The following is a 24330-nucleotide window of genomic DNA, read 5'->3' as shown; positions in this document are numbered from 1 at the left end:
CAGCACCGGCGAGCATTGCAAATTACATCGATGTAAGTCGATATGGGCGTACTTGCGTGGTGTACCTTTCACTCTCGTCGCAGTCGCCCCATCTTCCCCTTGCGCACCTCCCCCCACTGCAGTCACCGTCTCCTGAGCGGTGTGCACCCGTGAAAGGCACCCGATGACCCCTGTGATCGCTCCCGCGGCGCTCCCGTCGGCCTCGACCCTCGCACCCCCCGCGGTCGTCCAGAAGGCCAAGCCCGCTCCCCACGGCTGGACCTCGTACACCGTGCGCAGCGGCGACACCCTGGCAGCGATCGCCGACCACCACGGGACGACCACGGGGGTGCTCCTGTCGCGCAACAAGCTCTCCGGGGGCGGCAGCCACCTGTCGATCGGCCAGCACCTCTCGGTCCCGAAGACCGCGGCCCAGGCCCGGTCGGAGGCCGCCCGGGCCCGTGCCGCCGCGAAGGCCCGCGCCGCAGCGATCGCCCGCAGCACCTACGCCGTGCGATCCGGAGACACGCTCGGCGGCATCGCGGCGCGCAAGGGCGTCTCCCTCGCGGCCCTCCTCAAGGCCAACCACCTGTCGAGCCGTTCCATGCTCCAGATCGGCCAGAAGGTGCGCATCCCCGGCACCGGCGCCGCGAGCGCCCGCCGCCCCGCGAGCGCCAGTCGTCCCTCGAGCACCAGCCACACGTCCACGACGCGCTACACGGTCCGCAGCGGCGACACCCTGGGCGCCATCGCCAGCCGGACGCGCACCCCCCTCGCCAAGCTCTACGCCATGAACCACCTGAGCGCCCGCAGCGTCATCCACCCGGGACAGAAGCTCAAGGTCCGCGGCACGACCGCCGTCGCCACCGTCACCACCTCGGGCTACACGGTCCGCAGCGGCGACACCCTGAGCGGCATCGCCGCGCGCCACGGGGTCTCGCAGGCAGCCCTGCTCAAGGCGAACCGGCTCGCCAACGCCAACCACCTGAGCGTCGGGCAGAAGCTGCGCGTGCCGGGCAGGAAGGCCTCCTCGGCCAGCAGCGCCAACACGTTCGCCGGGCGCACCTACCCCAGCTCGACCGTCGGCGCGGCCCAGCGCAACCGCAACACCCTCGCCCATTCCTCGGTCCCGAGCCGCAGCCAGACGCGGAGCATGATCGTCGCCACCGCCCGCCGGCACGGCCTGGACCCCCGGCTGGCCCTGGCCATCGCCTGGCAGGAGTCCGGCTGGAACCAGCGCCAGGTCTCGGTCGCGAACGCCATCGGCGTCATGCAGGTCATCCCCTCCTCGGGCGAGTGGGCCTCGCAGATGAGCGGGCGCAGGCTGAACCTCATGCGCACCCAGGACAACATCACCGCCGGCGTCGTCATCCTGCGGTCGCTGACCCGTTCCGCCACGAGCGTGGACCAGGCCATCGCGGGCTACTACCAGGGGCTCTACTCGGTCCAGCACCACGGGATGTATGCCGACACGAAGCTCTACGTGAAGGCGGTCAAGGCCCACCGCAGCCGGTTCTAGGAGGCCCGGTGGGCACGCTCCCGGACCTGCCTGCACCGGTTGCCCACTTTCACCTCCTACACTTTGCGGGTGTCTTCAGGTGTCACCGAGTCCTTGCTCGGCCGTGTGCTCGACGGGCGTTACCGCGTCCAGTCGCACATCGCCGACGGCGGAATGGCGTCGGTCTACCTGGCCCTGGACACCCGGCTGGACCGCGACGTCGCCCTCAAGGTGCTGCGTCGCGACCTGGCCCAGGACGAGGCGTTCGTCAGCCGGTTCCGGCGTGAGGCGCGGTCCGCGGCGCGGCTGTCCCACCCGAACGTCGTGTCGGTCTTCGACCAGGGCGACGACGACGGCCACATGTTCCTCGCGATGGAGTACGTCCCGGGGCAGACGCTGCGCGAGGTCATGAAGGCAGAGGGCCCGCTCACCCCGCGGGCGGCGCTCGACATCATGGCCCCGGTCCTGCAGGCGCTCGGCGCCGCGCACCGGGCCGGCATCATCCACCGCGACATCAAGCCCGAGAACATCATCCTGCGCGAGGACGACGGCACGGTGAAGGTCGCCGACTTCGGCCTGGCCCGCGCGGTGAGCAACCAGACCTCCTACTCCCAGACGGGGGTGCTCCTCGGGACGGTGGCCTACCTGTCCCCCGAGCAGGTCGAGCGCGGTATCGCCGACGCCCGCAGCGACGTGTATGCCGCCGGCCTGATCCTGTTCGAGATGCTCACCGGCACGAAGGCGTTCACCGGCGACTCCCCGATCCACATCGCCTACCAGCACGTGCACGGCTCGGTGCCGGCCCCGTCGTCGCGGGTCACCACCGTGCCGGCCGAGCTCGACGCCCTCGTCGCGCTGGCCACCGCGCGCGACCCCGACCAGCGGCCCGCCGACGCCGCCGACTTCCTGGCCGAGGTGCGCAGGTCCCGCGCCATGCTGACCCCGACCGAGCTCGACCGCCGGCCGGAGGGGCCCTCGGCGATGGGTGCGGGAGCCAGCACCGTGGCGGTCGAGCGCACCAGCGCCCTACCCGCCCAGGCTTCGCCCCAGCAGCGTCGCGTCGGTCCGGTGGCCCTGCCGATGGACCACACCCCCACCGCTCCTCCCGGGCCCGACCCGTACGCCCCCGACAGCGGCCGCGCCCTGCAGGGGCGGGTCGTTGGCGACCGACGCCGGGGGCCGTGGGGCGCGATCGTGGCCGTCCTGGCCGTGGCCGCCGTCGCCGGCATCGCCGCCTGGTGGTTCCTGGGAGGTCCCGGCTCGCCGACGACCGTCCCGCGTGTGACCGGCCAGCAGTACGCCCAGGCGCAGAGCGCCCTGAAGACCGCGCACCTGTCCCCCGAACGCGTCGACGCCTTCGACGAGACCATCCCCAAGGGCGTGGTCATCTCGACCGACCCCGGGGCCGGCACCGAGCTGCGTCGCAGCCAGGCGGTCACCGTGACCGTGTCCAAGGGCCCGGAGCGGTATGCCGTGCCCCAGGTCGTGGGGGCCAGCGCCAACGAGGCCACGGCCCGGATCAAGGCGGCGAAGCTCACGCTGGGGAGCACCACGCAGGCCTTCAGCGAGACCGTGGCTGACGGCCTGGTCATCAGCGTCTCCCCGAAGGAGGGCGCGTCGCTCAAGCGGGGGGCCCAGGTCGACCTCGTCGTCAGCAAGGGCCGCGAGCCGATCCAGGTCACCGACTTCACGGGCAAGCCCGCTGACGACGCGGTGAAGGCGCTGACCGGCGCTGGCCTCGAGGTCGACGCCACCCAGCAGAAGAACGACGACAAGATCCCCAAGGGCAGCGTCATCTCCCAGGACCCCTCGAGCGGCACGCTGTTCAAGGGCGGCAAGGTCACCCTCGTCGTCTCCAAGGGCCCTGAGCAGGTCAAGGTCCCAGACGTCCAGGGCAAGCAGGAGGCCGACGCGGTCCAGCAGCTCAAGGCTGCGGGCTTCGAGGTCAAGGTGGAGCGGTTCATGGGCGGCCTGTTCGGCACCGTGCGGAGCCAGAACCCGGCCGGCGGCAGCATGGCGCCCCTGCGGGACGCCAACGGCAAGCCCACGGTCGTCACGCTCGTCGTGGTCTGACCCGCGCACCTCCGAGTCTCCCTGAGCCCCCGCGTGCGTTCACTGCCCGCCAGCCGTCTGGCCACCCTGCTGCTCGTCAGCGTCACCGCGGTCTGGGGCTCGACGTTCTTCCTCATCCGAGACCTCGTCGAGCACGTGCCGTCGGCCGACTTCCTGGCGGTGCGGTTCGCGATCGCCGCGGTCGTCATGGCCCTGGTGTTCCGGCGCCAGACCCTGGCCCTGACCCGACGGGAGGTCGTCATCGGCGTCGGGCTCGGCGTCCTCTACGGCCTCGCGCAGCTGCTGCAGACGGTCGGTCTGGAGCACACCGACGCGTCGGTCTCCGGCTTCGTCACGGGCACCTACGTCGTCCTCACCCCCGTCCTGGGCGCGGTGCTGCTGCGCGACCGCATACCGGGGTCCACCTGGCTGGCCGTGGGGTTGGCGACGATCGGGCTGGGCGTGCTGTCCCTGCGCGGGATGTCCGTGGGGTTCGGCGAGGTGGTCACGCTGGCCGCGGCGGTGCTCTACGCGCTGCACATCATCGGCCTGGGCCGCTACTCCACCGCGGCGTCCGCGACGGGCCTCGCGACGGTGCAGGCGTTCGTCATCACCGCGGTCGCCCTCGTGGGGGCGGTCCCCGGCGGGATCACCCTGCCGCAGGGCGGCGGCCAGTGGGCCTCGCTGCTCTACATGGCGCTCATCGCCGGCGCCGTGGCCCTCTGGGCGCAGACCTGGGCGCAGTCGCACCTCCCGGCCACGAGGGCAGCGATCGTCATGACGATGGAGCCGGTCTTCGCGGCCTTCTTCGCGGTCCTGTTCGGTGGGGAGTCCCTCACGGCGCGGATGCTGCTCGGGGGCGGCCTCGTGCTCACGGCCATGTATGTCGTCGAGATCCTCGGTCGGCGCTCACCGGACGCCACGGCCGAGGAGGACCCACCCGCGGAGCTGCTGCACCACGAGGTCTGAGGAAGCGCCGGCGCGCAGCGTCCGGGGATGCCAGAGGCGCAGGATGCTGCGCCCCTGGCATCCCCGGGGCCGGGTCCAGGACCCGTGGGCCTCAGGCGGCGGCCGGACCCTGCTCGAGCAGGGGCACCAGGCCCGCGACCGCGCGGTCGGTGCCGGCGTCGTCGACGTTGAGGTGCCAGACGAGGCGGACACCCGTGGGGCTCACCGGATAGAGGCGTATGCCGCGTCGGCCCGCCTCCTCGACGAAGGCGGCCGAGGTCCAGCCCGCGACGGACACGTCGAGGACGACGATGTTGGTCTGCACGGTGCCCGGGTCGATCGAACCCGGGGCCGCCTGAGCCGCGGCGGTCGCGAACCGGTGCGCCCGGGCGTGGTCGTCGGCGAGGCGTTCGACGTGGTGGTCGAGCGCGTGCAGCCCTGCCGCCGCGAGGATGCCGACCTGGCGCATGCCGCCGCCGAAGCGCTTGCGCCAGATGCGGGCGGCTGCCATGCGGTCGCGTGACCCGACGAGCACCGAGCCCACCGGGGCACCGAGGCCCTTGGAGAGGCAGACGCTGACCGTGTCGAAGTGCTGGCCGTAGTCGGCGAGCGCTACCCCGGTGGCGACGTGGGCGTTCCAGAGGCGCGCACCGTCGAGGTGCATCGCGACCCCGCGCGGCTGCGTACCCGCGCGCAGCGCCTCGATCTGGTCGAGGGGCTGCACGGTGCCGCCCCCGAAGTTGTGGGTGTTCTCCACGACGACGAGGCGGGTGTTGACCTGGTAGGTGCCCCCGTCAGGGATCATCAGCGCCAGGGGGTCGGCCGCGTCGAGCAGCCCGCGCCGGGCCACCCACGAGCGCGACGACAGTCCCGACAGCGCTGCGGCGGCCCCCATCTCGGCGCGCAGGACGTGGGCCAGCGAGTCGGCGATGAGCTCCTCGCCGGGGGTGACGTGCAGCCGCAGCCCGAGCTGGTTGGCCATCGACCCGGTCGGGGTGAACAGTGCGTCCTCGTGGCCGAGCAGCCCGGCCACCCGCTCCTCGAGCTCGCGGACGGTGGGGTCCTCACCGAACACGTCGTCACCGACGGCTGCGGTGGACATGGCACGGCGCATCGCCTCCGTCGGCCGCGTCAGGGTGTCGGACAGCAGGTCGACGTCGATGGCAGCAGGCATGGCTGCAGCCTAGGAGGTCGGTGCGGTCGCGCCCGCGGCGGTCAGTCCTTCGAGAGCATCTCGGCGACGAGGAAGGCCAGCTCCAGGCTCTGCTGGTGGTTGAGCCGGGGGTCGCACACCGTCTCGTAGCGCTTGTTGAGGTCGGCGTCGAGGATCTTCTCGGCGCCACCGATGCACTCGGTGACGTCGTTGCCCGTGAGCTCGACGTGGATGCCGCCGGGCACGGTGCCCAGGCCCTGGTGGACCTCGAAGAACCCGCGCACCTCCTCGACGACGTCCTCGAAGTCGCGCGTCTTGTAGCCGCTGGCCGACTCGAAGGTGTTGCCGTGCATGGGGTCGCAGATCCAGGTGACCTGCGCGCCCGACGCGGTGATCTTGTCGACCAGGGTCGGCAGCGCCTGACGGACGGTCTTGGCCCCCATCCGGGTGATGAAGGTCAGGCGACCGGGCTCGCGGTCCGGGTCGACCTTGTCGATCAGGCGCAGGACGTCGTCGACCTCGGCCTTGGCGGACAGCTTGACCCCGATGGGGTTGAGCACCTTGGACACGAAGTCGACGTGGGCGCCGTCGAGGTCGCGGGTGCGCTCGCCGACCCAGATGAAGTGACCGCTGGTGTCGTACAGCTCACCGGTGCGGCTGTCGACGCGGGTCAGCGGACGCTCGTAGTCGAGCAGCAGCGCCTCGTGGGCGGAGAAGAACTCGGTCGTGCGCATGGCGTCGAAGTCGGCACCACAGGCCGACATGAACTTCATCGCCTTGTCGATGTCCTTGGCGAGGCGTTCGTAACGGCTGTTGGCCGAGTTGGAGACGAAGCCCTTGTTCCAGTCGTGGACGTGGCGCAGGTCGGCGAAGCCGCCCATGGTGAAGGCGCGCACGAGGTTCAGCGTGGCCGAGCTGGCGTGGTAGGCCTTCACGAGCCGCTGCGGGTCAGGCGTGCGCGACTCGAGGGTGAAGTCGAAGTCGTTGACCATGTCACCGCGGTAGGCCGGCAGGGTCACACCCTCGCGGGTCTCGTCACCGCTGCTGCGGGGCTTGGCGTACTGCCCGGCCATCCGCCCGACCTTGACCACCGGCACGGAGGCGCCGTAGGTGAGGACGGCGGCCATCTGCAGGATCGTCTTGACCCGGTCACGGATGTTGTCGGCCGTGGCCGCGGCGAACGTCTCGGCGCAGTCGCCACCCTGCAGGACGAACGCCTCACCGCGCGCGGCTGCAGCCATCCGCGACTTCAGGACGTCGCACTCACCGGCGAACACCAGCGGCGGATACGACGCGAGCTCGGCGACGGCGCTGGACAGGCGCGCGGCGTCCGGCCAGGTCGGCTGCTGGGCGGCCGGGAGGTCGGCACCGGCCGCGAGGCTGGCGAGGGCGTCATGGTGCTGCGTGGTGCTCACCGGTCAAGGATAGGTGCGAGCCGCACGGGCCCGTCCCGCAGCCCGCATCGCGGTCACCCACCCCATCCGGTATGGCGGGTGCCTCAGGCCGTGGGCGTGTCCAGGCCCTTGGCGATCGCGAACCGCACCAGCGCGATCCGGTTGTGCAGCTGCAGCTTGCCGAGGGTGTTCTGGACGTGGTTCTGCACGGTGCGGTGCGAGATGAACAGCTCGGACGCGATCTCCTTGTAGGACATGCCCGTCGCCACCAGCTTGAGCACCTCGGTCTCGCGCTCGGTGAGCTCGGGGATCGGGCGTGACGGGTCGGCCTGCGGCTGGGTCGACATCTTGCGGAACTCCCCCAGCACCAGCCCGGCCAGGCCGGCGGTGAAGACCGCCTCCCCGCGGGCGGTCGCCTCGACGGCAGCCACGATCTCCTCGCGGGTCGCCGACTTCACGAGGTAGCCCGTGGCCCCGGCCTTCACCGCTGCCAGGACGTCCTGCTGCTCCCCCGACGCCGACAGCACGAGCACCCGGGTGGGCAGGGAGCCGAGCGCCGCGCAGACCTCGTGGCCCTGCATGCCGGGCAGGTTCAGGTCGAGCACCAGGACGTCGGGGCGGGTCGCCTTGGTGCGGTGGACGGCCGACGGTCCGTCGTCAGCCGTGGCGAGCAAGGTCATCCCCGCCTCGACGAGGTCGCGGGCCACGGCGTCGCGCCACAGCGGGTGGTCGTCGGCGACGACCACGGTGGTCGGGCCGGACGGCCCCGCCACGTCCTGTGACGTGGCCGGCTCCCTCGCCGGCCCGTTCCCCTGCGTCTGCTGCTCGCTCATGCCGTCCTCCCACCACGGACGCCCGCCCTGGGCGCCCGCATCGTCACCGTCGTCCCGGAGCCCTCCCGGCCCGAGTACACCGCTTCTCCCCCGAGGTCGGCCAACCGACCGCAGATGCTCGAGGAGGCCCCCAGCCTGCCCGCTCCGGCAGCCTCGTCGAGGCGACCGGGCGGCATACCGACACCGTTGTCCCGCACCGTCAGCGCCACGGTCTCCCCCTCGTCCTCGACCAGGACCCACGCCTGGGCGTCCGCACCGGCGTGCTGGAACACGTTGTCCAGGGCTGCCCCCACCGCCGCCACGAGCTCGTTCGCGACCCGCGAGGGCACGAGGACCGGATCGGCGGGCGCGACGAGGTGGACCCGGCCCTCGGCATACCGCCCGAGCTGCTGGCGCAGGTCGACGTCACCGGGCACCGTGGAGGCCGAGTCGTCGGGGGTCGCGGCGCTGACCAAGGCCCTCAGCAGACGCTCCTGCTCAGCCGCCATGCCACCGAGCTGCCTGGCCTCGCCACCGAGCTGGGCCCCGCGACGGTTGATGAAGGCCAGGGTCTGCAGGACACCGTCGTGGACCGTGCGGGCCAGGCGCTCGCGCTCGCGCACCCGGGCTTCGAGCGCGAGCGCCTCGCGCAGCTTGGTGTGGCCCTCCCGCGCGAGGTCGACGGCGTAGCCGATCAGGGTGCCGATGAGCAGCAGCAGGACGATGTTGTTGACGGTGTTGGACGTGGCTCGACCCACCTCCACGAGGTCGACGACGCCGATGAACACCGACGCCACGAACCCGCCCTTGCGACCGAGGAGCACTGCCGCCGAGACCACCCCCGCCGCCGGCCAGATCGCCGGGAGCGTCCGCGACCCGGCCTCGATCGCGTCCGCGGAGTCGACCAGCCGCGTGGCCAGGATCGCGCCGGCCGCCAGGAGCAGCTCCACGACGACCAGGGACAACCGCCGGCGGCGGTGGAAGACCAGGAACACCGTCCAGACGCCGAGCACCGCCAGCACGCCCCACCCCAGGGCCGGTCGGACGAGGTCGTGGGGCCGGTCCCACAAGGAGTACGCGGCGTACGCGAGGGCGATCGGACGGAAGACGTCGATGCCCCTCCAGAACGCCGAGACCACCTCGGGCTGGGAGTCCGGCAGCGTGACGACGAGCCGCTGGTGTCGGCCGTTCCCCCGAGCTGCACCGTCCCCCGGTGTCGTGCGCTCCCCCACCGTCAACGGCTCAGCTTGCCTCGCGGCGGGGACGTCCGCGCTCGTCCTCGTCCTCCGGACCGCCCCCGCGCTCCGTGGTCTCGTCGATGTCGGCCGCGGCGTCGTCGACCCGGCGCCGGGCCCGACGGATGGCCTCGTCGTCGTGGGCGTCGAGGGCCTCCTCGAGCTCCTTGGCGGCAGACCCCGGCAGGGCGGCCTCGTGCAGCTCGCGCGCCTTGGTCTTGGCGGCCGCGAGGAGGCGGTCCTTCATCGACGTGGCATACATGTCGACGTACTCCTGGCCGGACAGCAGCATGAGCTCGTACATGATCTCGTCGGTGATCGAGCGAAGGACGAAACGGTCGTCCTCCATGCCCTCGTAGCGCGAGAAGTCCAGCGGCTTGCCGATCTTCACGCCGATGCGCATGAGCTTGGGGATCTTCTTGCCGGTGGGCTGGGCCTTGTCGGTGCCGATCATCGCGACGGGCAGGACGACCACCCCGCCCTCGAGGGCCATCCGGGCCACACCGGTGCGACCGCGGTAGAGCCGACCGTCGGGGCTGCGGGTTCCCTCGGGGTAGATGCCGAGCATCTCGCCGCGGCGAAGGACGCGCAGGCCGGAGCGCAGCGCGGCCTCACCCGCACGCCCGCCGGAGCGGTCGACGGGGAGCTGCCCGACACCGCGGAAGAAGGCTGCCGTGAGGCGACCCTTGATCCCGCGACCGGTGAAGTAGTCCGACTTCGCCAGGAAGGTCATCCGTCGCGGGACGACGAGGGGCAGGAAGATGGAGTCCGAGAACGACAGGTGGTTGCTCGCGAAGATGACGGGCCCCTCTTCGGGGATGTTCTCCTCCCCCTCGACCCATGGCCGGAACAACAGCTTGAGGATCGGGCCGAGCACGACCGTCTTCAGAACCCAGTAGAACAACCGTTCACCTCCATGTGACGCGGTGAACTGTACGGCACTCTCGACGGGTGGCGTGGTGCATGCGAGGATGCGCGCCAACGTCCGTCCGAGGCCTGCACAAGGAGCGCCCCACGTGTCCGTCCGACCCGGTGCAGAGCCCTACTCCCACGACGGGACCGGCGACCACGGCCGGACCGGCGTCGTCCTCGCCCACGGGTTCACCGGCAGCCCGGCGAGCATGCGTCCGTGGGGTGAGTTCCTCGGCGCCGCCGGCTACACCGTCCGCGTCCCCCGCCTGCCCGGGCACGGCACGACGTGGCAGGAGATGAACCGCACCCGTTGGCAGGACTGGTATGCCGCGGTGGACAGCGCCTTCCGCGAGCTCCACGAGCAGTGCGACCAGGTGTTCGTCGGCGGGCTCTCCATGGGTGGCGCCCTCGCGACCCGGTTGGCCCAGGAGCATGGTCCGCGCGTCAAGGGCCTGATGCTCGTCAACCCCGCGTACAAGGTCGACGACATCCGCCTTCGGGCGCTGCCGGTGCTGCAGGCCGTCCTCCCGTCGCTGCCGGGCATCGGCAACGACATCAAGAAGGCCGGCCAGGACGAGATCTGCTACGACCGCATCCCGCTCAAGGCGTTGTTCTCCCAGACCCGCCTGTGGGCGACGGTCGTGCGCGACCTGCCCGAGGTGACCCAGCCGGTGGTCCTGTGGCACAGCGTCGAGGACCACATCGTGCCCGCCGGGAGCTCGGAGCTCTTCCTGGCTCGCGTCTCGAGCACCGACGTCACCGAGACCGTCCTCCACGACAGCTTCCACGTGGCTACCCTCGACAACGACGCGCCACGTATCTTTGAGGAGTCGGTGCAGTTCATCGAGCGGCTCAGCTGATCGCGCAGCCCTCCTCAGCAGGAAGCAGGACCGTCATGGGCGACAAAGACGTGGACGCGCAGTTCGCGGCCATCGTCGCGCACTGGGACGACGTGCAGTCGCTGCCCGACAAGCCGCTCCAGGCCGGGGTGAACCCCCCGCTCGAGCCCGAGACCACCATCAACCCGCCGCCCACCCGACCGTTCGTGGTCTGGCGCGGCGCCGAGGTCGAGCCCGAGCCCGCTGCCGACGAGGTCGAGCGGGAGGCCCCGCCGGCCGAGCTCGTCGAACACGACGAGGAGGAGCACTTCGTGCCCGGGCCCACGGCTCCCCTGCCGCCGCAGGAGGACATCCACTTCTGGGGCATCATCGTCGGCCTGGTGGTCGGCCCGATCGTGCTGCTGTGGCTCGTGCTCTTCCGCCCGAACGTCAGCGACTGGTGGACCATCGGGGCCCTCCTGATGACCGTCGGTGGGTTCGTCCTGCTGGTGCTGCGCCAGCCGCGCGACCGCGACGAGAACGACCCCGACAACGGGGCCCGCGTCTAGCTCGAGGTCAGGCGGGCCCGAGGTCCAGCCCCAGGTCCGGCCCGAGGTCCAGCTCGAGGTCGACCCACGTGGGTCGGTGGTCGCTCGCCGCGACCAGGTCGGCCTCGTCGAGCTGCACCGGGCGGTGCGGCAGGACGGTCAGGTCGGGCGAGGCGAAGATGACGTCGAGCACCCTCCGGGGCGCCTTGGCCGGGAAGGTCGGGGTCGTCGGTGACACGAGGCGCAGCGGGGCGGCGAACCGCTGCCACGCCCGCCCGGTGTCCCCCTCGTTGAGGTCACCGGCGAGCAGCACCGGTCCCCCTCCCGCCACGGTCTGGAGGATCTGTCCGGCGTGCCGTTCCCGCTCCTCGGCGTCGAGGCTCAGGTGGATCGAGGCCACCACGATCGGCTGGTGTCCCGCGGGACCGACTCGCGCCACGGCATACCCGCGGGTGCGTCGGAGGGTGGCCACGCGCAACCGGTGGTGCCGCGACTCCCGGACGTCGACGCGCAGGGAGGTGAGGATGGTCGTGCCGCCGCTGCCGCGGTGGCGCCCCGACCAGTAGAGGCCGCACTCCGCCGCGAAGGACGAGACCTGCCAGGCGCCGAAGAGCCGACGCGGCACCTCCTGGAGGCAGAGCACGTCGGGGTCCAGCGCCCGGATCACGCGGGCCGCCGCGTGCCGGTCGAGGGTGAGGTCCTTGAGGTTGTAGGACGCCACCCGCATGGTGCTCACGCGTCGCGACGCGCCAGGTCGGCCGCCCCGATCAGGCCGGCGTCGTTGCCGAGCTGGGCGGCGACGATGCGTGCCTCGGGGCGGTAGCCGCGCCCGGTGAGGTGGCGGCGGAAGGTCTGCCGGGCCGGGTCGAGCAGCAGGTCACCGGCGGCGCTGACGCCACCACCGACGACGAACGTGCCCGGGTCGAAGGCGGCCGCGAGGTTGGCGATGCCGACCCCGAGCCAGGTGCCGATCTCGCCGAGCAGCTCGGTCGCCGTCGGGTCGCCCTCCTGAGCCGCCTCGGTGATGAGCGGTCCGGTGAGGGCCATCGGGTCGCCGTCGACGCGGGCCAGCAGGTCCGAGGCGACCGGGCTGTTGGCCGTCATGAGCGAACGCGCCTCACGGACCAGGGCGTTGCCGGAGGCGTACTGCTCCCAGCAGCCGCGGTTGCCGCACTCGCACCGCTGGCCGCCCGGCACCACCTGCATGTGACCGAACTCCCCGGCGATGCCGTACTTGCCGCGCACGACCTGTCCGTCGAAGAGCAGCGCGCCACCGATGCCGGTGCCGAGGGTGATCATCATCAGGTGCGTCTCGCCCTGCGCGGCACCGAACCGCCACTCGGCCCAGGCAGCGGCGTTGGCGTCGTTGTCCACCGAGATCGGGACCGGCACGCGGCGCTGGAGGTTGGCCTCCAGCGGCTCCCCGCGCCACGACAGGTGCGGGGCGAAGACGACGGTGGCCCGGTCGGCGGCGACGAAGCCGGCCGCCCCGATGCCGACGGCCACGACCTCGTCGGGCGCGGAGTCGAGGAGCTCGGTGACGACCTCGACGATGGTGTTCTCGACGACGCCCGGGCTCTTGGAACGGTGCGGGGTGTCGCGGCGGGCCCGGGCGATGATCGTGCCGTCCTCGGCGACGAGACCACCGGCCACCTTGGTGCCGCCGATGTCGATGCCGACTGCGAGCCGCTCGCTCATGAGCCGATCCCCTCCGCCGCCAGCGCCGCGGCGCCGATGAGGCCGGCGTCGTTGCCGAGCGCGGCCGGGACGAACTCGGCCACCGGACGGTGCCCGCGGCCGGTCAGCTGCCTGCCGTATGCCGCCCGCGCGGGTTCCATGAGCAGGTCACCCGCGGCGACCACGCCTCCTCCGATGACGATGAGCTCCGGGTCGAGGATGGCCGACACCGAGGCCACGCCCTCCCCGAGCCAGCGCCCGAGGTCGGCGATCAGCTCGATGGCGGCAGGGTCGCCCGCCTGGGCGACGGTGGTCACGTCGTGGCCCGACAAGGCTGCCGGGTTCCCACCACAGGCCTCGGAGAGCGCTGCACCGTGCGGGGTGCCGGAGGCCACGAGCTCTCGAGCCTCACGGACGAGGGCGTTGCCCGAGGCGTAGACCTCCCAGCAGCCGCGGTTGCCGCAGCCGCACCGGATGCCGTCCGGGACGACGCGCATGTGTCCCAGCTCGCCGCCGACGCCGTACGCCCCGCGCAGCAGCCGGGAGTCGACGACGACTCCGCCACCGATCCCCGTGCCGACGGTGACCAGGACCATGTCGTCGGCCTCGTGGGCGGCGCCATAACGGAACTCGCCCCAGGCGGCGGCGTTGGCGTCGTTCTCGATGATCACCGGGAAGTCGACGAGGGCCTCGAGCCGTCGCTTGAGGGGTTCGTCGCGCCAGGCGAGGTTGGGTGCGAAGAGCACCGTCGAGCCGGTGCGGTCGACGAAACCTGCGCACGCGACACCGACGGCCACGACGTCGGTGCGCTGCGCGGCCAGCTCACGCACCAGGTCGGCCACGTCGTGGGCGATCTGGTCAGGGTCCTGGGCCGGGGTGTCCCTGCGCGCCCTGGCGAGGATCTCCCCGGTCGCCGAGACGACACCAGCGGCGATCTTGGTGCCGCCGATGTCCACGCCGATCGTCACGCTCATCGCGTTGCGCTCCCTTGGTCCTCGTCCTCGATGGTGATGTCCTGCACGCGCGGGCCACGGGCTCGTGCGTCGTTCTGCGCCTGCGTCCCCGGCGGGTTCCCGGCGGTACTCCGGGCGTGGGCGGCCGCCTCGCGCAGCGTCGCGGCCAGCGCACCGGCGAGGTCCGCGAGCCGGTCGACCGTCTCCGGCCGCACCGAGCGCAGCACGCCGATCCCCTGGCACACCGGGCACCACTGGCAGACGACCGCCTGCCCGGCGGCGTTGGCGGCACCACACTGGTCGCAGTGGCCGGCGGCGTGCGACGTCGTCTCATCCGGCGGCACCGAGGCCTCGGGTCCAGCGCCCTCGGGGTCCGCGCCCTCGGGGCCGGCACCCTCGGGGTCGTCACCCCCGGGAGCCGCTTGGCGAGGGCGGTCCTCGCCCCGCCCGGCGCCATACCCGCTCGTGCTCGCCCAGCCCCCCAGGGCATCGAGGAGCCGCGCAGCCTCCTGCGCCACCGAGCCCACCGGCGCCGGCTGGTCGTGTTGGTCAGCCACGTGGCCACACCTCCTCGTCGGGGACGAAGCGCACCCGCAGCAAACCGTCGCGAACCGACGCCCCGTCGACCACGCATCGTTGCAGAGCGGCCGGGAGGGTGAGGACCCGGCGGTGCTCACCGACGGCGACGAGCAGCTCGTCGTCACGGCGTTGCAGGCCCACGTCGCGGGCATGGGCCAGGGGCAGCGGCAGGACGAGGACGAACCCGTCGTCGGTGCGTTCGACCGTCATGCCCCGGTGCGTCACCGGCGCGAGGAGGTCCTGGGCCCCCTCGGTCCCCGCGTGGGCGAGTCCGAGGTCGGCAAGCGCCTCGATGCCGATCGGCTCTGCGGCGAGGTATGGCGCGACGACGACAGGCAGCCCGGCGAACGACTCACGGACCTCGATGAGCCCCGCGCGCTGCGCGGCGTTCCAGCCGCTGCGCCACGGATCGGGTGCCGGCCGTGACGGCGCGTCGGCATCGGCGTCGGGGAAGACCCGGTTGACCACCACCCCGTCGACGACGAACCCGTACAACGACAACGACGTCCAGGTCCGACGTGACTCGGCGATGACGACGCGCTCGGGGGTCAGCACCAGGCGCACGGACGTCTCGTCGCCGGTGAGGATGCGGTGGACCTGGCGCATCTGCCGCTGCCAGCCGGTGACCGCCTCGATCACCGCGGGGTCGGGCAACGGCACCCCGGCGGCAGCCGCGGCGGCGGGCCGCAACGTGCGGATCAGGCCGCGCTGCGCCGGGAGCAGCCGGTCGAGGTGCCAGGCGAGCGCCTCCGGGAGGGCGAGCAGCCGCATCGTCTCCGCGGTCGGGGCGCAGTCGACGACGATGAGGTCCCACGGGCCGGACTCGACCTGCGCACGCACCTCGAGCAGTGCCGCGACCTCCTCGGCACCCGGCAGCCGGGTGAGCTCCTCGGCCACCACCGTGTCGATCCCGAGCGTGCCGAGCACCGACAGCAGGTAGTCCTGGACGGCCCGCCAGGACTCCCCCAAGAGGTGCGGCGGGCTGACCTGCAGCGCCGACAGCCCCGGCTCGACCTCGACCGGCAGCCCGGCGTCCGCACCGCCGAGGGCGACACCGAGGGTGTCACCGAGCGAGTGCGCCGCGTCGGTCGACATCACGAGCGTCTTGACACCGTCACGGGCCGCCCGGACAGCCGTCGCGGCAGCGGTCGTGGTCTTGCCCACCCCGCCCTTGCCGGTGAAGAGGATGACGCGCATGAGGTGGGCCCGGCCGCAGCCGGTCAGCCCTCGACGCGCTTCTTGAGCTCCTTGAGCGCGGTGTCGATGATGATCTTCTCCGCCTTGCGCTTGAGCATCCCCAGCATGGGGATCTTCACGTCGACAGCGAGGCGGTAGGTGACCGTGGTACCCGTATCTCCCTGTGCGGCAAGGGTGTACGAGCCGTTCATGGCCTTGAGGACGGTGGCCTCGACCAGCGACCAGGACACGACACCGGTGCCGTCCTCCGTGACGTCCCACTGGTAGTCCAGCACGTAGGTGTCCTTGATCGCCCCGGCATCCAGGGTGAACTGCACCCGGTCGGCCCAGCCGTCGCCCTCCTCGGTGAGGACAGTCACCTTCTTCACCTCGGTGGCCCAGTGCGGGTAGCTCTCGAAGTCGGCGATGACGTCCAGGACCTCGCCGGGGGTGGCGGCGATGTCGATGCTGGACTCGGTGCGGTCGGCCATGCGCCGAAGGCTACAACGAGTTCCCCTCGAGCCTGTCCTTCAGTCCGTGCACCGCCCGCTTCCACCGCAGGGTGTGCCTCGTGGCCACGTCCCGGGGGGCTGTGGGCTGACGGTGTCCGCGCAGGTAGTGGTGGACGATGGCGCCGTCCCACCAGGGCTCGATCCACACCTCCATCTCCCCGACGACCTGGCCGGTCACGGCCCAGCGGATGCCCTTGGTCCCGCGGTCCCGGACGACCTCTCGGTGGACGTGCGGCCAGACCTGGCGCGCCCACGCCTCGTCGCCCAGCTCGGCACGGATCACCGCCGGCGGCGCGTCGACGAAGGTCTCGTCGACGATGTCGATGCGCGAGCTCCTCACGCGAGCCAGTGTTCCCCACCTCTGCGACTCGGCGCGACGTACCCTCCACACCGGTGCTACCCATCGGTAGGCTGTAGCTCCAGGGCCCCCCTCCCAGCAGTCATGCCGCCGTCAAAGGAGACTCCGTGCAGGAACACGTCGCACCCCCCCTCGTCGAGCCCACGACGGAGGGCAGCCTCGCGGACCTCCCCGCCCGCAACGCGGCGAACAACCCCGCGAACATCGCGTTCTCCCGCAAGGAGGGCTCAGGCTGGGTCGAGGTCACGGCTGGGGAGTTCAACGACGACGTCCGCGCGGTGGCCAAGGGGCTGGTCGCCTCCGGCATCCGTCCCGGTGACCGCGTCGCGATCATGTGCAAGACCCGCTACGAGTGGACCCTCACCGACTTCGCCATCTGGACCGCCGGCGCCGTGACCGTGCCGATCTACGAGACGTCGTCCGCCGAGCAGGTCGCGTGGATCCTCACCGACTCCGGCGCGAGCGGGATCATGCTCGAGACGCCCTCGCACCAGGCCACGCTGGAGGAGGTCCGTGGGGACCTCCCCGGCCTCGACCACGTGTGGCAGGTGGACGCGGGAGCGATCGACGACCTCAAGAAGGCCGGCACCGACGTCAGCGACGAAGACCTCTCCGCGGCCACGGCGTCGATCAACCGTTCGAGCACCGCCACGATCATCTACACCTCGGGAACGACCGGTCGCCCCAAGGGTGTCCAGCTCACCCACGACAACTTCATGGCCCTGGCCGACAACGCGATCACCAAGCTCAAGGAGGTCGTCAAGGCCGACAACGCCTCGACGCTGCTCTTCCTGCCGCTCGCCCACGTCTTCGCGCGCTTCATCCAGGTCCTCTGCGTCACCGGTGAGGCGAAGATGGGACACAGCGCCGACATCAAGAACCTCCTCGAGGACTTCGGCGAGTTCAAGCCCACTTTCATCCTGTCGGTCCCCCGCGTCTTCGAGAAGATCTACAACTCCGCCGAGGCCAAGGCCACCGCCGACGGCAAGGGCAAGATCTTCGCCACCGCGGCCGAGACCGCCATCGCCTGGTCGAGCGCCCAGGACAACGGTGGTGCGGGACTGGGCTTGAAGGTCCGCCACGGCGTGTTCGACAAGCTCGTCTACGGCAAGCTGCGTGCCGCCATGGGTGGGCAGGTCATGTATGCCGTGTCCGGCGGCGCCCCGCTCGGCACCCGCCTCGGCCACTTCTTCCGCGGCATCGGCGTCACGGTCCTCGAGGGATACGGCCTCACGGAGACCACCGCCCCTGCAACGGTCAACGTGCCCGACCGGGTCAAGATCGGCACCGTCGGGGCTCCGTTGCCCGGTGTCGGCATCCGCATCGCCGACGACGGCGAGATCCTCGTCAGCGGCAACAACGTCTTCGCCCGCTACAACAACAACGACGAGGCGACCGCCGGCGCGATCCAGGACGGGTGGTTCCACACCGGCGACATCGGTGAGCTGGACGAGGACGGCTACCTCAAGATCACCGGCCGCAAGAAGGAGCTGCTCGTCACCGCTGGCGGCAAGAACGTCGCCCCGGCCGCGCTCGAGGACCGCCTGCGGGCCCACCCGCTGGTGTCCCAGTGCATCGTCGTGGGCGACCAGAAGCCGTTCATCGCCGCGCTGATCACCCTCGACGAGGAGATGTACCCCGCCTGGGCCAAGAACAACGGCATCCCCGGCGTGAGCTTCGAGCAGGCCCGCACCGATGAGACGGTCCTCAAGGCGCTGCAGGATGCCGTGGACGACGCGAACAAGTCGGTGTCCAAGGCCGAGTCCATCCGCAAGTTCGCCGTCCTCGAGGGCGACTTCACCGAGGACAACGGCTACCTCACCCCCAGCCTGAAGCTCAAGCGGAACATCGTCATGAAGGACTTCCACGACAAGGTCGAGGCCCTCTACTCCGGCGCCAAGGAGTGACCTCTACGGTCTAGGCATGCCCACCGGCACCCACACGCACCGCCACCGCGTTGGTTCCAGCGCTCGTTCCCGCGCTCGAACCAGCCAGGCCACCGCCTTCGCCGTGGCCTGGCTCGTGTTCTTCACGACCCTGCAGTGGAGCGTCGTCCGCTACCGGATCCCGATCGTCGCCGTCCTCACCCTGGCGACGCTGGCGCTGGCGCTGTGGCAGTGGCGCGGTTGGCAGGTACGGCTCACCCGACCTTCGGTGGCGTTCGCCCTCGCCGGTTCCGCCCTCGCCACGCTGGCCGTCCCCCTGTTCAGCTACCTCGCTCCCACCGGCCTGGCGGTGGCCACCAGCCTGCTCGTGGCCGGCCCGCTGGTGTGTGCCGCCCTCCTGTGGTCCCACGGTGAGGGGGCGCGCCGGCCCGCGTGGGTCGCCGGCGCCACCGCGGTCGTCGCCTATGCCGGCGCCGCCGCGACCGCCGTGGTCTCCTCACCGCGTCCGAGGATCGACGTCTGGGTGACGCTCCAGCAGGCCAGTGACGCCCTGGCCCGTGGCGAGAACTTCTACGCCATGTCCTGGACCGGGTCACCGGGCATCCAGGACGCGTTCACCTACCTCCCGTGGACGGCGGTGCTGCTCGCCCCGGGACGCTGGGTGGCCGGGGACGTCCGCTGGGCCCTCGCCGCCTGGACGCTGGTGGGCGTCGTCGGCGTATGGCTGCTCGCGCGCCATACCGACCCGGCCGGTGACGCGACCGAGGACGGTCCCGCCGAGGGTGGTCCCGCTTCCGGGTCGCGGTCCTGGGTCTGGACCGCTGCGGCGGTCACCGCGCTGCTCCTCCTCGCGCCCGGCACCCTCACCCAGCTCGACCAGGCCTGGACCGAGCCGTTGCTGCTGACCGGCATCGTGGGGTGGGCCGTCCTCGTGCAGCGCGACAAGGCGTGGTGGGCGGTCATCCCCCTGGCCCTGGCCTGTGCGAGCAAGCAGCACCTGGCCCTGCTGCTGCCGGTGCTGCTGCTGTGGCGACCGTTCGGCTGGAGGCGCACCACCGCGACCGGCGCGCTGACCGGTCTCCTGCTGGCACCGTGGTTCCTCGCCAGCCCCTCGGACTTCGTCCACGACACCATCACGCTGCTGCTGTCGTTCCACCCGATCAAGTTCGCCAACACCCTGTACCTGTTGGCGCTCAACACCTTCGGCGTGACCCTGCCCTTCTACGTCACCGGCGTGGTCGTGCTCGGGACACTCGCCGCGGTGATGTGGACCGTGTGGCGACGCCAGCCCGACCTCAGCTCGGTGCTGCGGTGGCTGGCCCTCGTGCTGCTCGTCGCGAACCTCGTCAACAAGCAGGCGTTCTACAACCAGTTCTGGCTGGTGGGCGCGCTCGTCGTCGTCTCCCTCGCCGTTCCGGTGCCCACCCGCACGCCGCCGGTGGCCGCCCGCACACCCCCAGGGGCTCAGGACCTGGTGGACGGAGGTCGGGACGACGTCGCGGTCTCCAGGACGACCTCTACGAGGCGTTCGAGGACGGCCGGGTAGACCGCCTCACCGCCGGCCCGGCACGTCGCCGGATCGATCCACCCCACCCGGATCGTCGAGCGGGACTCGAGCTCCTCGAAGCCCGCGGGGTCTGCGTCGAAGCGGTCGGTCACCCAGCCGTAGAAGACCTGCTCCTGGTGGATGGTGCGCCCCTCGAAGGAGAAGCTCCCGCGGTCGTGGTGGACCGGTCCGACGAGGTCGTCGGCCGTGATCACGGCCCCGGTCTCCTCCCAGACCTCCCGGACCGCGGCTTCGAGGTGGGTCTCCCCCGGCTCGAGTCCCCCGCCGACGGTGTACCAGTAGGCGTCCTCAGGACGGTGCGGGTCGAAGCCCTGGATCATCAGCACGTGACCGCCGGGGTCGACGACCAGCACACGGGCGGCACGGCGGCGCACCACCTCGTCAGCGCGCTGCGACGGTGACACGCGGTCCGCGCTCACCGGGCCGCCAGCTGGCGCAGGTAGGCCAGCCACTGACGGGTGAAGGCGGCCTCGGTGGTCCTGAGGACCGACCTGAAGGCAGCGCGCGCGTTGTCGTCGGCATTGCCTGACGCCCCTGTCGAGTGGGGGGTGGTGGCGACCGCGAGGTAGAACTTCACCAGGGCCGCCTCCCCCCAGCTGTCGACGATGCGGCAGACCGCGAGCCATGCGGCGTTGTAGCTCGGCGCGATGGTCGAACGGCCCGGGTCGAAGTCTCCGGCGCCGGGCAGGGCCGTGGGTCCGGTGCCCGCGCGGACCTTCTGGAGCAGGGCGGCGGCCACACGTTGGCGGGTGGCGTCGACCCCGCGGTACCCGACGTAGTCCGCCATGCCCTCGGACAACCACAGCGGCACCTGTCGGTCGGTCGTCGCACGGACGGCCACGTGCGTCGCCTCGTGGGTCACGACGACCTGCTGGCCGGTCTGCTCGAGGGTCGCGAAGGCGTCGGGGTTGATCACCACGCGGTCGGCTCCGGCCCTCCCCGAGGTGTCGAATGGCCCGTCGGTCACCGCCGCCACCTGCGCGACCTGGCCGGGGTCCTGGTTCACCTGCTCGGCCATCTGGTTCGCCGTCGCCGGGACGACGAGCACCAGGCGCGCGTTCCAGGGCGCCGTCCACACGGCGCCCACGCTGGTCACGGCCCGGTCGCCGAGCGCAAGGTAGGGACGCAGACGGCTCGTCGGGCCGGAGCCGATGACCAGCGTGCCCCTGCTGCGCAGGACGGCGAGGTCCGGCAGGTCCCAGATCTGCACCTGGGTGCCGCCGTCGGTGTCGTCGGCGAGCTTCCATCCGCCGGCGCGGTGCACCACGGTGAAGTAGGACTCGAACTCCCGCGTGCCGGTGTCGAACCCGGCCAAGGAGTAGTGACCGGCCACCCGGGACACCCAGGCCTGTGGTCCGAGCTGCGCGACCCGGTCGGCCGACAGGGCCGGCGCAGGTTCGGGCGTGCCGTAGCGGAAGGTGCCCAGCGGCAGCTTCGCGAGCGCGTCGTACTGCTCGAGCTGGCGCAGACCGAAACCCGAGGCAGGGTCGTCCAGGGTGGCGCTGAACGCGGCCCGGTCGTGGGAGCGGACAGCAGCGGCACGACGGGCGAGCAGGCCGGCCAGGGCCTCCTCGCGGTCGACCGTGGGCCTCGCCGCGGCCCGCGCCGTGGTGACGGACGCGGACGGCGTCGAGGAGGGGCCGGCGCTGGGCGCGAGACGCGAGCAGCCGGTGAGGGAGAGGGCCATGCCGAGGACCAGGCACGTGGCGGCAGACCCGAGCGCTGCGGCTCGTCCTCGCTGCCTCGTCCTGGTCCGCACCTGACCATCGTAGGCAGCGTGGTGGGGGTTGGACCGGGCCTACCCGACCGCCCGGACGTGGGCAGCCCACGGCTCACGCCGCGCCGTGACACCCGCGGCCTCCTGGGCCGACACCAGACCGGCAGCAGCGAAGCGGGTCACGGCCAACCGCTCGGCGGCGTCGAGGGCCAGCTCGGCACTGGCAGGGGTGAGGAACGCCGTGACCATGCAGTCGTCACAGTGCAGGTCACGCACTGGGCAGCTCTGGCAGTCGATGATCATCGCGATCACCCCTTCTTCGTCGTCAGCTGTTGGTGCACCCGGTGGACCACTTCCACCTGTCGACGACGCTACGAGACCCCACCGACAACGCCTTGGCGACGCCGTGCGCGGCACCCCTCCCCGACCGCGCGCCTGCGCCGGGCTGTCACACCGCCGACATACCGTCAGGGACATGCAGATGGTCCAGGGCACGTTCGACGACTTGGGCACGGCGCTGGCCGATGTCACCTTCGTCGTCGTCGACCTCGAGACCACCGGCGGCAGCCCGGCCGACTCCGCCATCACCGAGATCGGTGCGGTCAAGGTGCGCGGCGGTGAGGTGCTCGGGGAGTTCCAGACCCTCGTCAACCCCCACCTGCCGATCCCCCCGTTCATCCAGGCCCTCACCGGCATCACGACCGCGATGGTGGCCGACGCCCCACGGATCGAGTCGGCCCTGCCCGCGTTCCTGGAGTTCGCCCAGGGCTCGGTGCTGGTGGCCCACAACGCACGGTTCGACATCGGCTTCCTCAAGATGGCCGCGTCCCTGCAGGGCATCGAGTGGCCCCGTCACACGGTCCTGGACACCGTCCACCTCGCGCGCCAGCTCGTCACGCGCGACGAGGCCCGTAACCACAAGCTCTCCACCCTCGCGGCGCTCTTCGGCGCGCAGACGACGCCGGACCACCGTGCCCTGCACGACGCCCGCGCCACCGTCGACGTCCTGCACGCGCTCATCGGGCGCGTCGGCAGCCTGGGGGTCCACACCCTCGAGGAGCTGGCCAGCTACACCTCGCGGGTCAGCCCGGCCCAGCGCCGCAAGCGCTGGCTCGCCGACGGCCTGCCGGACCAGCCGGGGGTCTACCTCTTCAAGGACGGCGGCGGGCGGGTGCTCTACGTCGGCACCTCGGTCAACATCCGCACCCGGGTCCGCAGCTACTTCACGGCGTCGGAGCACCGCAGCCGCATGGCGGAGATGGTGCGCCTCGCCGAGAGCGTGACGCCGGTCGTCTGCGCCACCACCCTGGAGGCCGAGGTCCGCGAGCTGCGCCTCATCGCCGAGCACAAGCCGCGCTACAACCGCCGATCCAAGACCCCCGAGCGGGCCACCTGGGTCAAGCTCACCGTCGAGGCGTTCCCGCGGCTGTCGATCGTCCGTGAGGTGCGGGCCGACGGCGCGAAGTACATCGGCCCCTTCGGCAGCCGCGCCTCGGCCGAGGCCGCAGTCGCCGCGGTGCACGAGGTGATCCCTTTGCGACAGTGCGTCCAGCGGCTCTCCCCGACCCGCTTCGTCGGGTCGTGCGCGCTCGCCGACATGGGGCGCTGCGGCGCCCCCTGCACCGGCGCGCAGACCGTCCAGCAGTACGACGCCGTGGTCCAGGACGCCGTGCACGCCCTCGTCGGCGACTCCCGCGAGGTCGTCACCGCGCTTCGCGGCCGGATGGGCACCCTCGCCGAGCAGGAGCGCTACGAGGACGCCGGCGCCCTGCGCGACCGCCTCCTCGCCCTCGTCCGCGGTATGGCGCGGGCCCAGCGCATCGCGCCGCTCGCAGCGAGCCCCGAGATCGTCGCCGCCCGACGGGCCGCCACCGGCGGCTGGGAGCTCGTCGTCGTCCGGCACGGCCGGCTGGCCGCGTCGACGGTGTCACCGCGTGGGGCAGACCCGATGCCCTACGTCGAGGCGATGCGTCAGGCCGCCGAGGTCGTCCTGCCCGCGCCGTGGCCGGCGCCGGCCGCCATCCCGGAGGAGACCGAGAAGATCCTGCGGTGGCTGGAGCAACCCGGTGTGCGCGTGGTCGATGTCGACGGCGAGTGGACCTGCCCGGTCGGTGGTGCCGCCGGTGCCCGCGCGGCCCTCGAGGGCACGGCGGAACGATCCCAGCGCTCGGCCTTCGTCGCCGCGTCATAGTCGCCCACCGCAGCTGAGTCCGCGCCGATACAGTGGCCTGGTGATCTCCGCCATCGTCCTCATCAACGCCGAAGTCGACCGGATCCCCGAGGTCGCCCAGGCGATCGCCGAGCTGGACGGGGTCAGCGAGGTCTACTCCGTGGCCGGCGACGCCGACCTCATCGCCCTCGTCCGCGTCCGCGCCCACGAGGAGCTGCACGACGTGATCGCAGGACGTCTCAACAAGGTCCAGGGCGTCACCGGCACCAACACCCACATCGCCTTCCGCACCTACTCCAAGCATGACCTCGAGGCGGCGTTCAGCCTGGGGCTCGACGGGGACTGACCCGAGGGCGACGACGTCGGAGGGTCGAGACCACCGACCG

At 71.8% G+C, this 24330-nt stretch carries 24 protein-coding genes; 9 read left to right on the top strand and 15 right to left on the bottom strand.

The window, feature by feature from the left end; genetic code table 11:
* Window positions 1-163 precede the first annotated feature (163 nt).
* The 3 genes from ABEG17_RS15830 (at window position 164) to ABEG17_RS15820 (ending at window position 4498) form a co-directional block, all read left to right on the top strand.
* Window positions 164-1498, top strand: a complete 1335-nt coding sequence (locus ABEG17_RS15830) for a LysM peptidoglycan-binding domain-containing protein (RefSeq protein ID WP_406830438.1) — start codon at window positions 164-166, stop codon at window positions 1496-1498.
* Between the two features lie 69 nt (window positions 1499-1567).
* The gene (gene pknB, locus ABEG17_RS15825) at window positions 1568-3550 is read left to right on the top strand and encodes a Stk1 family PASTA domain-containing Ser/Thr kinase (RefSeq protein WP_406830437.1); all 1983 of its coding nucleotides are present in this window, start codon (window positions 1568-1570) and stop codon (window positions 3548-3550) included.
* A gap of 33 nt (window positions 3551-3583) precedes the next feature.
* Complete coding sequence (locus tag ABEG17_RS15820) at window positions 3584-4498, top strand: DMT family transporter (RefSeq protein WP_406830436.1); 915 nt, start codon at window positions 3584-3586, stop codon at window positions 4496-4498.
* 91 nt (window positions 4499-4589) lie between these two features.
* Here ABEG17_RS15820 and ABEG17_RS15815 read toward each other — a convergent pair whose 3' ends face one another.
* The 5 genes from ABEG17_RS15815 to ABEG17_RS15795 form a co-directional block, all read right to left on the bottom strand.
* Window positions 4590-5651, bottom strand: a complete 1062-nt coding sequence (locus tag ABEG17_RS15815; protein ID WP_406830435.1) for a threonine aldolase family protein — start codon at window positions 5649-5651, stop codon at window positions 4590-4592.
* A 41-nt stretch (window positions 5652-5692) separates the two neighbouring features.
* Complete coding sequence (locus tag ABEG17_RS15810; RefSeq protein ID WP_406830434.1) at window positions 5693-7045, bottom strand: class II 3-deoxy-7-phosphoheptulonate synthase; 1353 nt, start codon at window positions 7043-7045, stop codon at window positions 5693-5695.
* An 83-nt stretch (window positions 7046-7128) separates the two neighbouring features.
* On the bottom strand, window positions 7129-7857 hold the full coding sequence (locus ABEG17_RS15805) for a response regulator (protein ID WP_406830433.1): 729 nt from the start codon (window positions 7855-7857) through the stop codon (window positions 7129-7131).
* Window positions 7854-9068, bottom strand: a complete 1215-nt coding sequence (gene macS / locus ABEG17_RS15800) for a MacS family sensor histidine kinase (protein ID WP_406833220.1) — start codon at window positions 9066-9068, stop codon at window positions 7854-7856. Before macS ends, ABEG17_RS15805 begins: the two co-directional genes overlap by 4 nt.
* A gap of 10 nt (window positions 9069-9078) precedes the next feature.
* The gene (locus ABEG17_RS15795; protein WP_406830432.1) at window positions 9079-9975 is read right to left on the bottom strand and encodes a lysophospholipid acyltransferase family protein; all 897 of its coding nucleotides are present in this window, start codon (window positions 9973-9975) and stop codon (window positions 9079-9081) included.
* 112 nt (window positions 9976-10087) lie between these two features.
* On the opposite strand from ABEG17_RS15795, the gene ABEG17_RS15790 reads away from it, so the two are divergent.
* Complete coding sequence (locus ABEG17_RS15790) at window positions 10088-10843, top strand: alpha/beta hydrolase (RefSeq protein WP_406830431.1); 756 nt, start codon at window positions 10088-10090, stop codon at window positions 10841-10843.
* A gap of 35 nt (window positions 10844-10878) precedes the next feature.
* On the top strand, window positions 10879-11370 hold the full coding sequence (locus ABEG17_RS15785; protein ID WP_406830430.1) for a hypothetical protein: 492 nt from the start codon (window positions 10879-10881) through the stop codon (window positions 11368-11370).
* A 7-nt stretch (window positions 11371-11377) separates the two neighbouring features.
* Here the strand turns inward: ABEG17_RS15785 and ABEG17_RS15780 are convergent, their stop codons facing one another.
* The 7 genes from ABEG17_RS15780 to ABEG17_RS15750 are packed head-to-tail and all read right to left on the bottom strand — an operon-like array spanning window position 11378 to window position 16586.
* The gene (locus tag ABEG17_RS15780; RefSeq protein ID WP_406833219.1) at window positions 11378-12076 is read right to left on the bottom strand and encodes an endonuclease/exonuclease/phosphatase family protein; all 699 of its coding nucleotides are present in this window, start codon (window positions 12074-12076) and stop codon (window positions 11378-11380) included.
* Window positions 12077-12081: 5 nt separating this feature from the next.
* Entirely contained in the window at window positions 12082-13047 is a 966-nt protein-coding gene (locus ABEG17_RS15775) for an ROK family glucokinase (RefSeq protein ID WP_406830429.1), read from the bottom strand.
* Window positions 13044-14000, bottom strand: coding sequence for an ROK family glucokinase (locus ABEG17_RS15770; protein ID WP_406830428.1), 957 nt, complete (start codon window positions 13998-14000; stop codon window positions 13044-13046). The genes ABEG17_RS15775 and ABEG17_RS15770 overlap by 4 nt, the downstream gene beginning before the upstream one ends.
* Entirely contained in the window at window positions 13997-14536 is a 540-nt protein-coding gene (locus ABEG17_RS15765; protein WP_406830427.1) for a hypothetical protein, read from the bottom strand. Before ABEG17_RS15765 ends, ABEG17_RS15770 begins: the two co-directional genes overlap by 4 nt.
* A complete protein-coding gene (locus tag ABEG17_RS15760) occupies window positions 14529-15755 on the bottom strand; it encodes an ArsA family ATPase (RefSeq protein ID WP_406830426.1) in 1227 nt (408 codons plus the stop codon). Before ABEG17_RS15760 ends, ABEG17_RS15765 begins: the two co-directional genes overlap by 8 nt.
* A gap of 23 nt (window positions 15756-15778) precedes the next feature.
* The gene (locus ABEG17_RS15755) at window positions 15779-16225 is read right to left on the bottom strand and encodes an SRPBCC family protein (RefSeq protein ID WP_406830425.1); all 447 of its coding nucleotides are present in this window, start codon (window positions 16223-16225) and stop codon (window positions 15779-15781) included.
* A gap of 10 nt (window positions 16226-16235) precedes the next feature.
* On the bottom strand, window positions 16236-16586 hold the full coding sequence (locus ABEG17_RS15750) for a hypothetical protein (RefSeq protein WP_406830424.1): 351 nt from the start codon (window positions 16584-16586) through the stop codon (window positions 16236-16238).
* A 125-nt stretch (window positions 16587-16711) separates the two neighbouring features.
* On the opposite strand from ABEG17_RS15750, the gene ABEG17_RS15745 reads away from it, so the two are divergent.
* On the top strand, window positions 16712-18511 hold the full coding sequence (locus ABEG17_RS15745; RefSeq protein WP_406830423.1) for an AMP-dependent synthetase/ligase: 1800 nt from the start codon (window positions 16712-16714) through the stop codon (window positions 18509-18511).
* A 16-nt stretch (window positions 18512-18527) separates the two neighbouring features.
* Entirely contained in the window at window positions 18528-20036 is a 1509-nt protein-coding gene (locus ABEG17_RS15740; protein ID WP_406830422.1) for a glycosyltransferase 87 family protein, read from the top strand.
* Here ABEG17_RS15740 and ABEG17_RS15735 read toward each other — a convergent pair.
* From ABEG17_RS15735 to ABEG17_RS15725, 3 genes are read right to left on the bottom strand one after another with little or no spacing between them, the layout of a single operon-like run.
* Complete coding sequence (locus tag ABEG17_RS15735; RefSeq protein ID WP_406830421.1) at window positions 19955-20476, bottom strand: NUDIX hydrolase; 522 nt, start codon at window positions 20474-20476, stop codon at window positions 19955-19957. The genes ABEG17_RS15740 and ABEG17_RS15735 overlap by 82 nt on opposite strands.
* Complete coding sequence (locus ABEG17_RS15730; protein WP_406830420.1) at window positions 20473-21816, bottom strand: hypothetical protein; 1344 nt, start codon at window positions 21814-21816, stop codon at window positions 20473-20475. The genes ABEG17_RS15735 and ABEG17_RS15730 overlap by 4 nt, the downstream gene beginning before the upstream one ends.
* A gap of 39 nt (window positions 21817-21855) precedes the next feature.
* Window positions 21856-22077, bottom strand: a complete 222-nt coding sequence (locus ABEG17_RS15725; RefSeq protein ID WP_406833218.1) for a hypothetical protein — start codon at window positions 22075-22077, stop codon at window positions 21856-21858.
* Between the two features lie 172 nt (window positions 22078-22249).
* Between ABEG17_RS15725 and ABEG17_RS15720 the strand changes: the two genes are divergently transcribed.
* On the top strand, window positions 22250-23965 hold the full coding sequence (locus tag ABEG17_RS15720) for a DEDD exonuclease domain-containing protein (RefSeq protein WP_406830419.1): 1716 nt from the start codon (window positions 22250-22252) through the stop codon (window positions 23963-23965).
* A 40-nt stretch (window positions 23966-24005) separates the two neighbouring features.
* Window positions 24006-24290 carry an Lrp/AsnC family transcriptional regulator gene (locus ABEG17_RS15715; RefSeq protein WP_406830418.1) on the top strand — a complete coding sequence of 95 codons (285 nt, stop codon included), beginning with the start codon at window positions 24006-24008 and terminating at the stop codon, window positions 24288-24290.
* The last annotated feature ends 40 nt before the right edge of the window (window positions 24291-24330 follow it).

Origin of the sequence: Pedococcus sp. KACC 23699, assembly GCF_045348425.1 — a bacterium.
Lineage (GTDB): Bacteria > Actinomycetota > Actinomycetes > Actinomycetales > Dermatophilaceae > Pedococcus.
The sequence above is the reverse complement of the archived record's forward strand: the minus strand, read 5'-3'. Positions and strand labels throughout refer to the sequence as shown.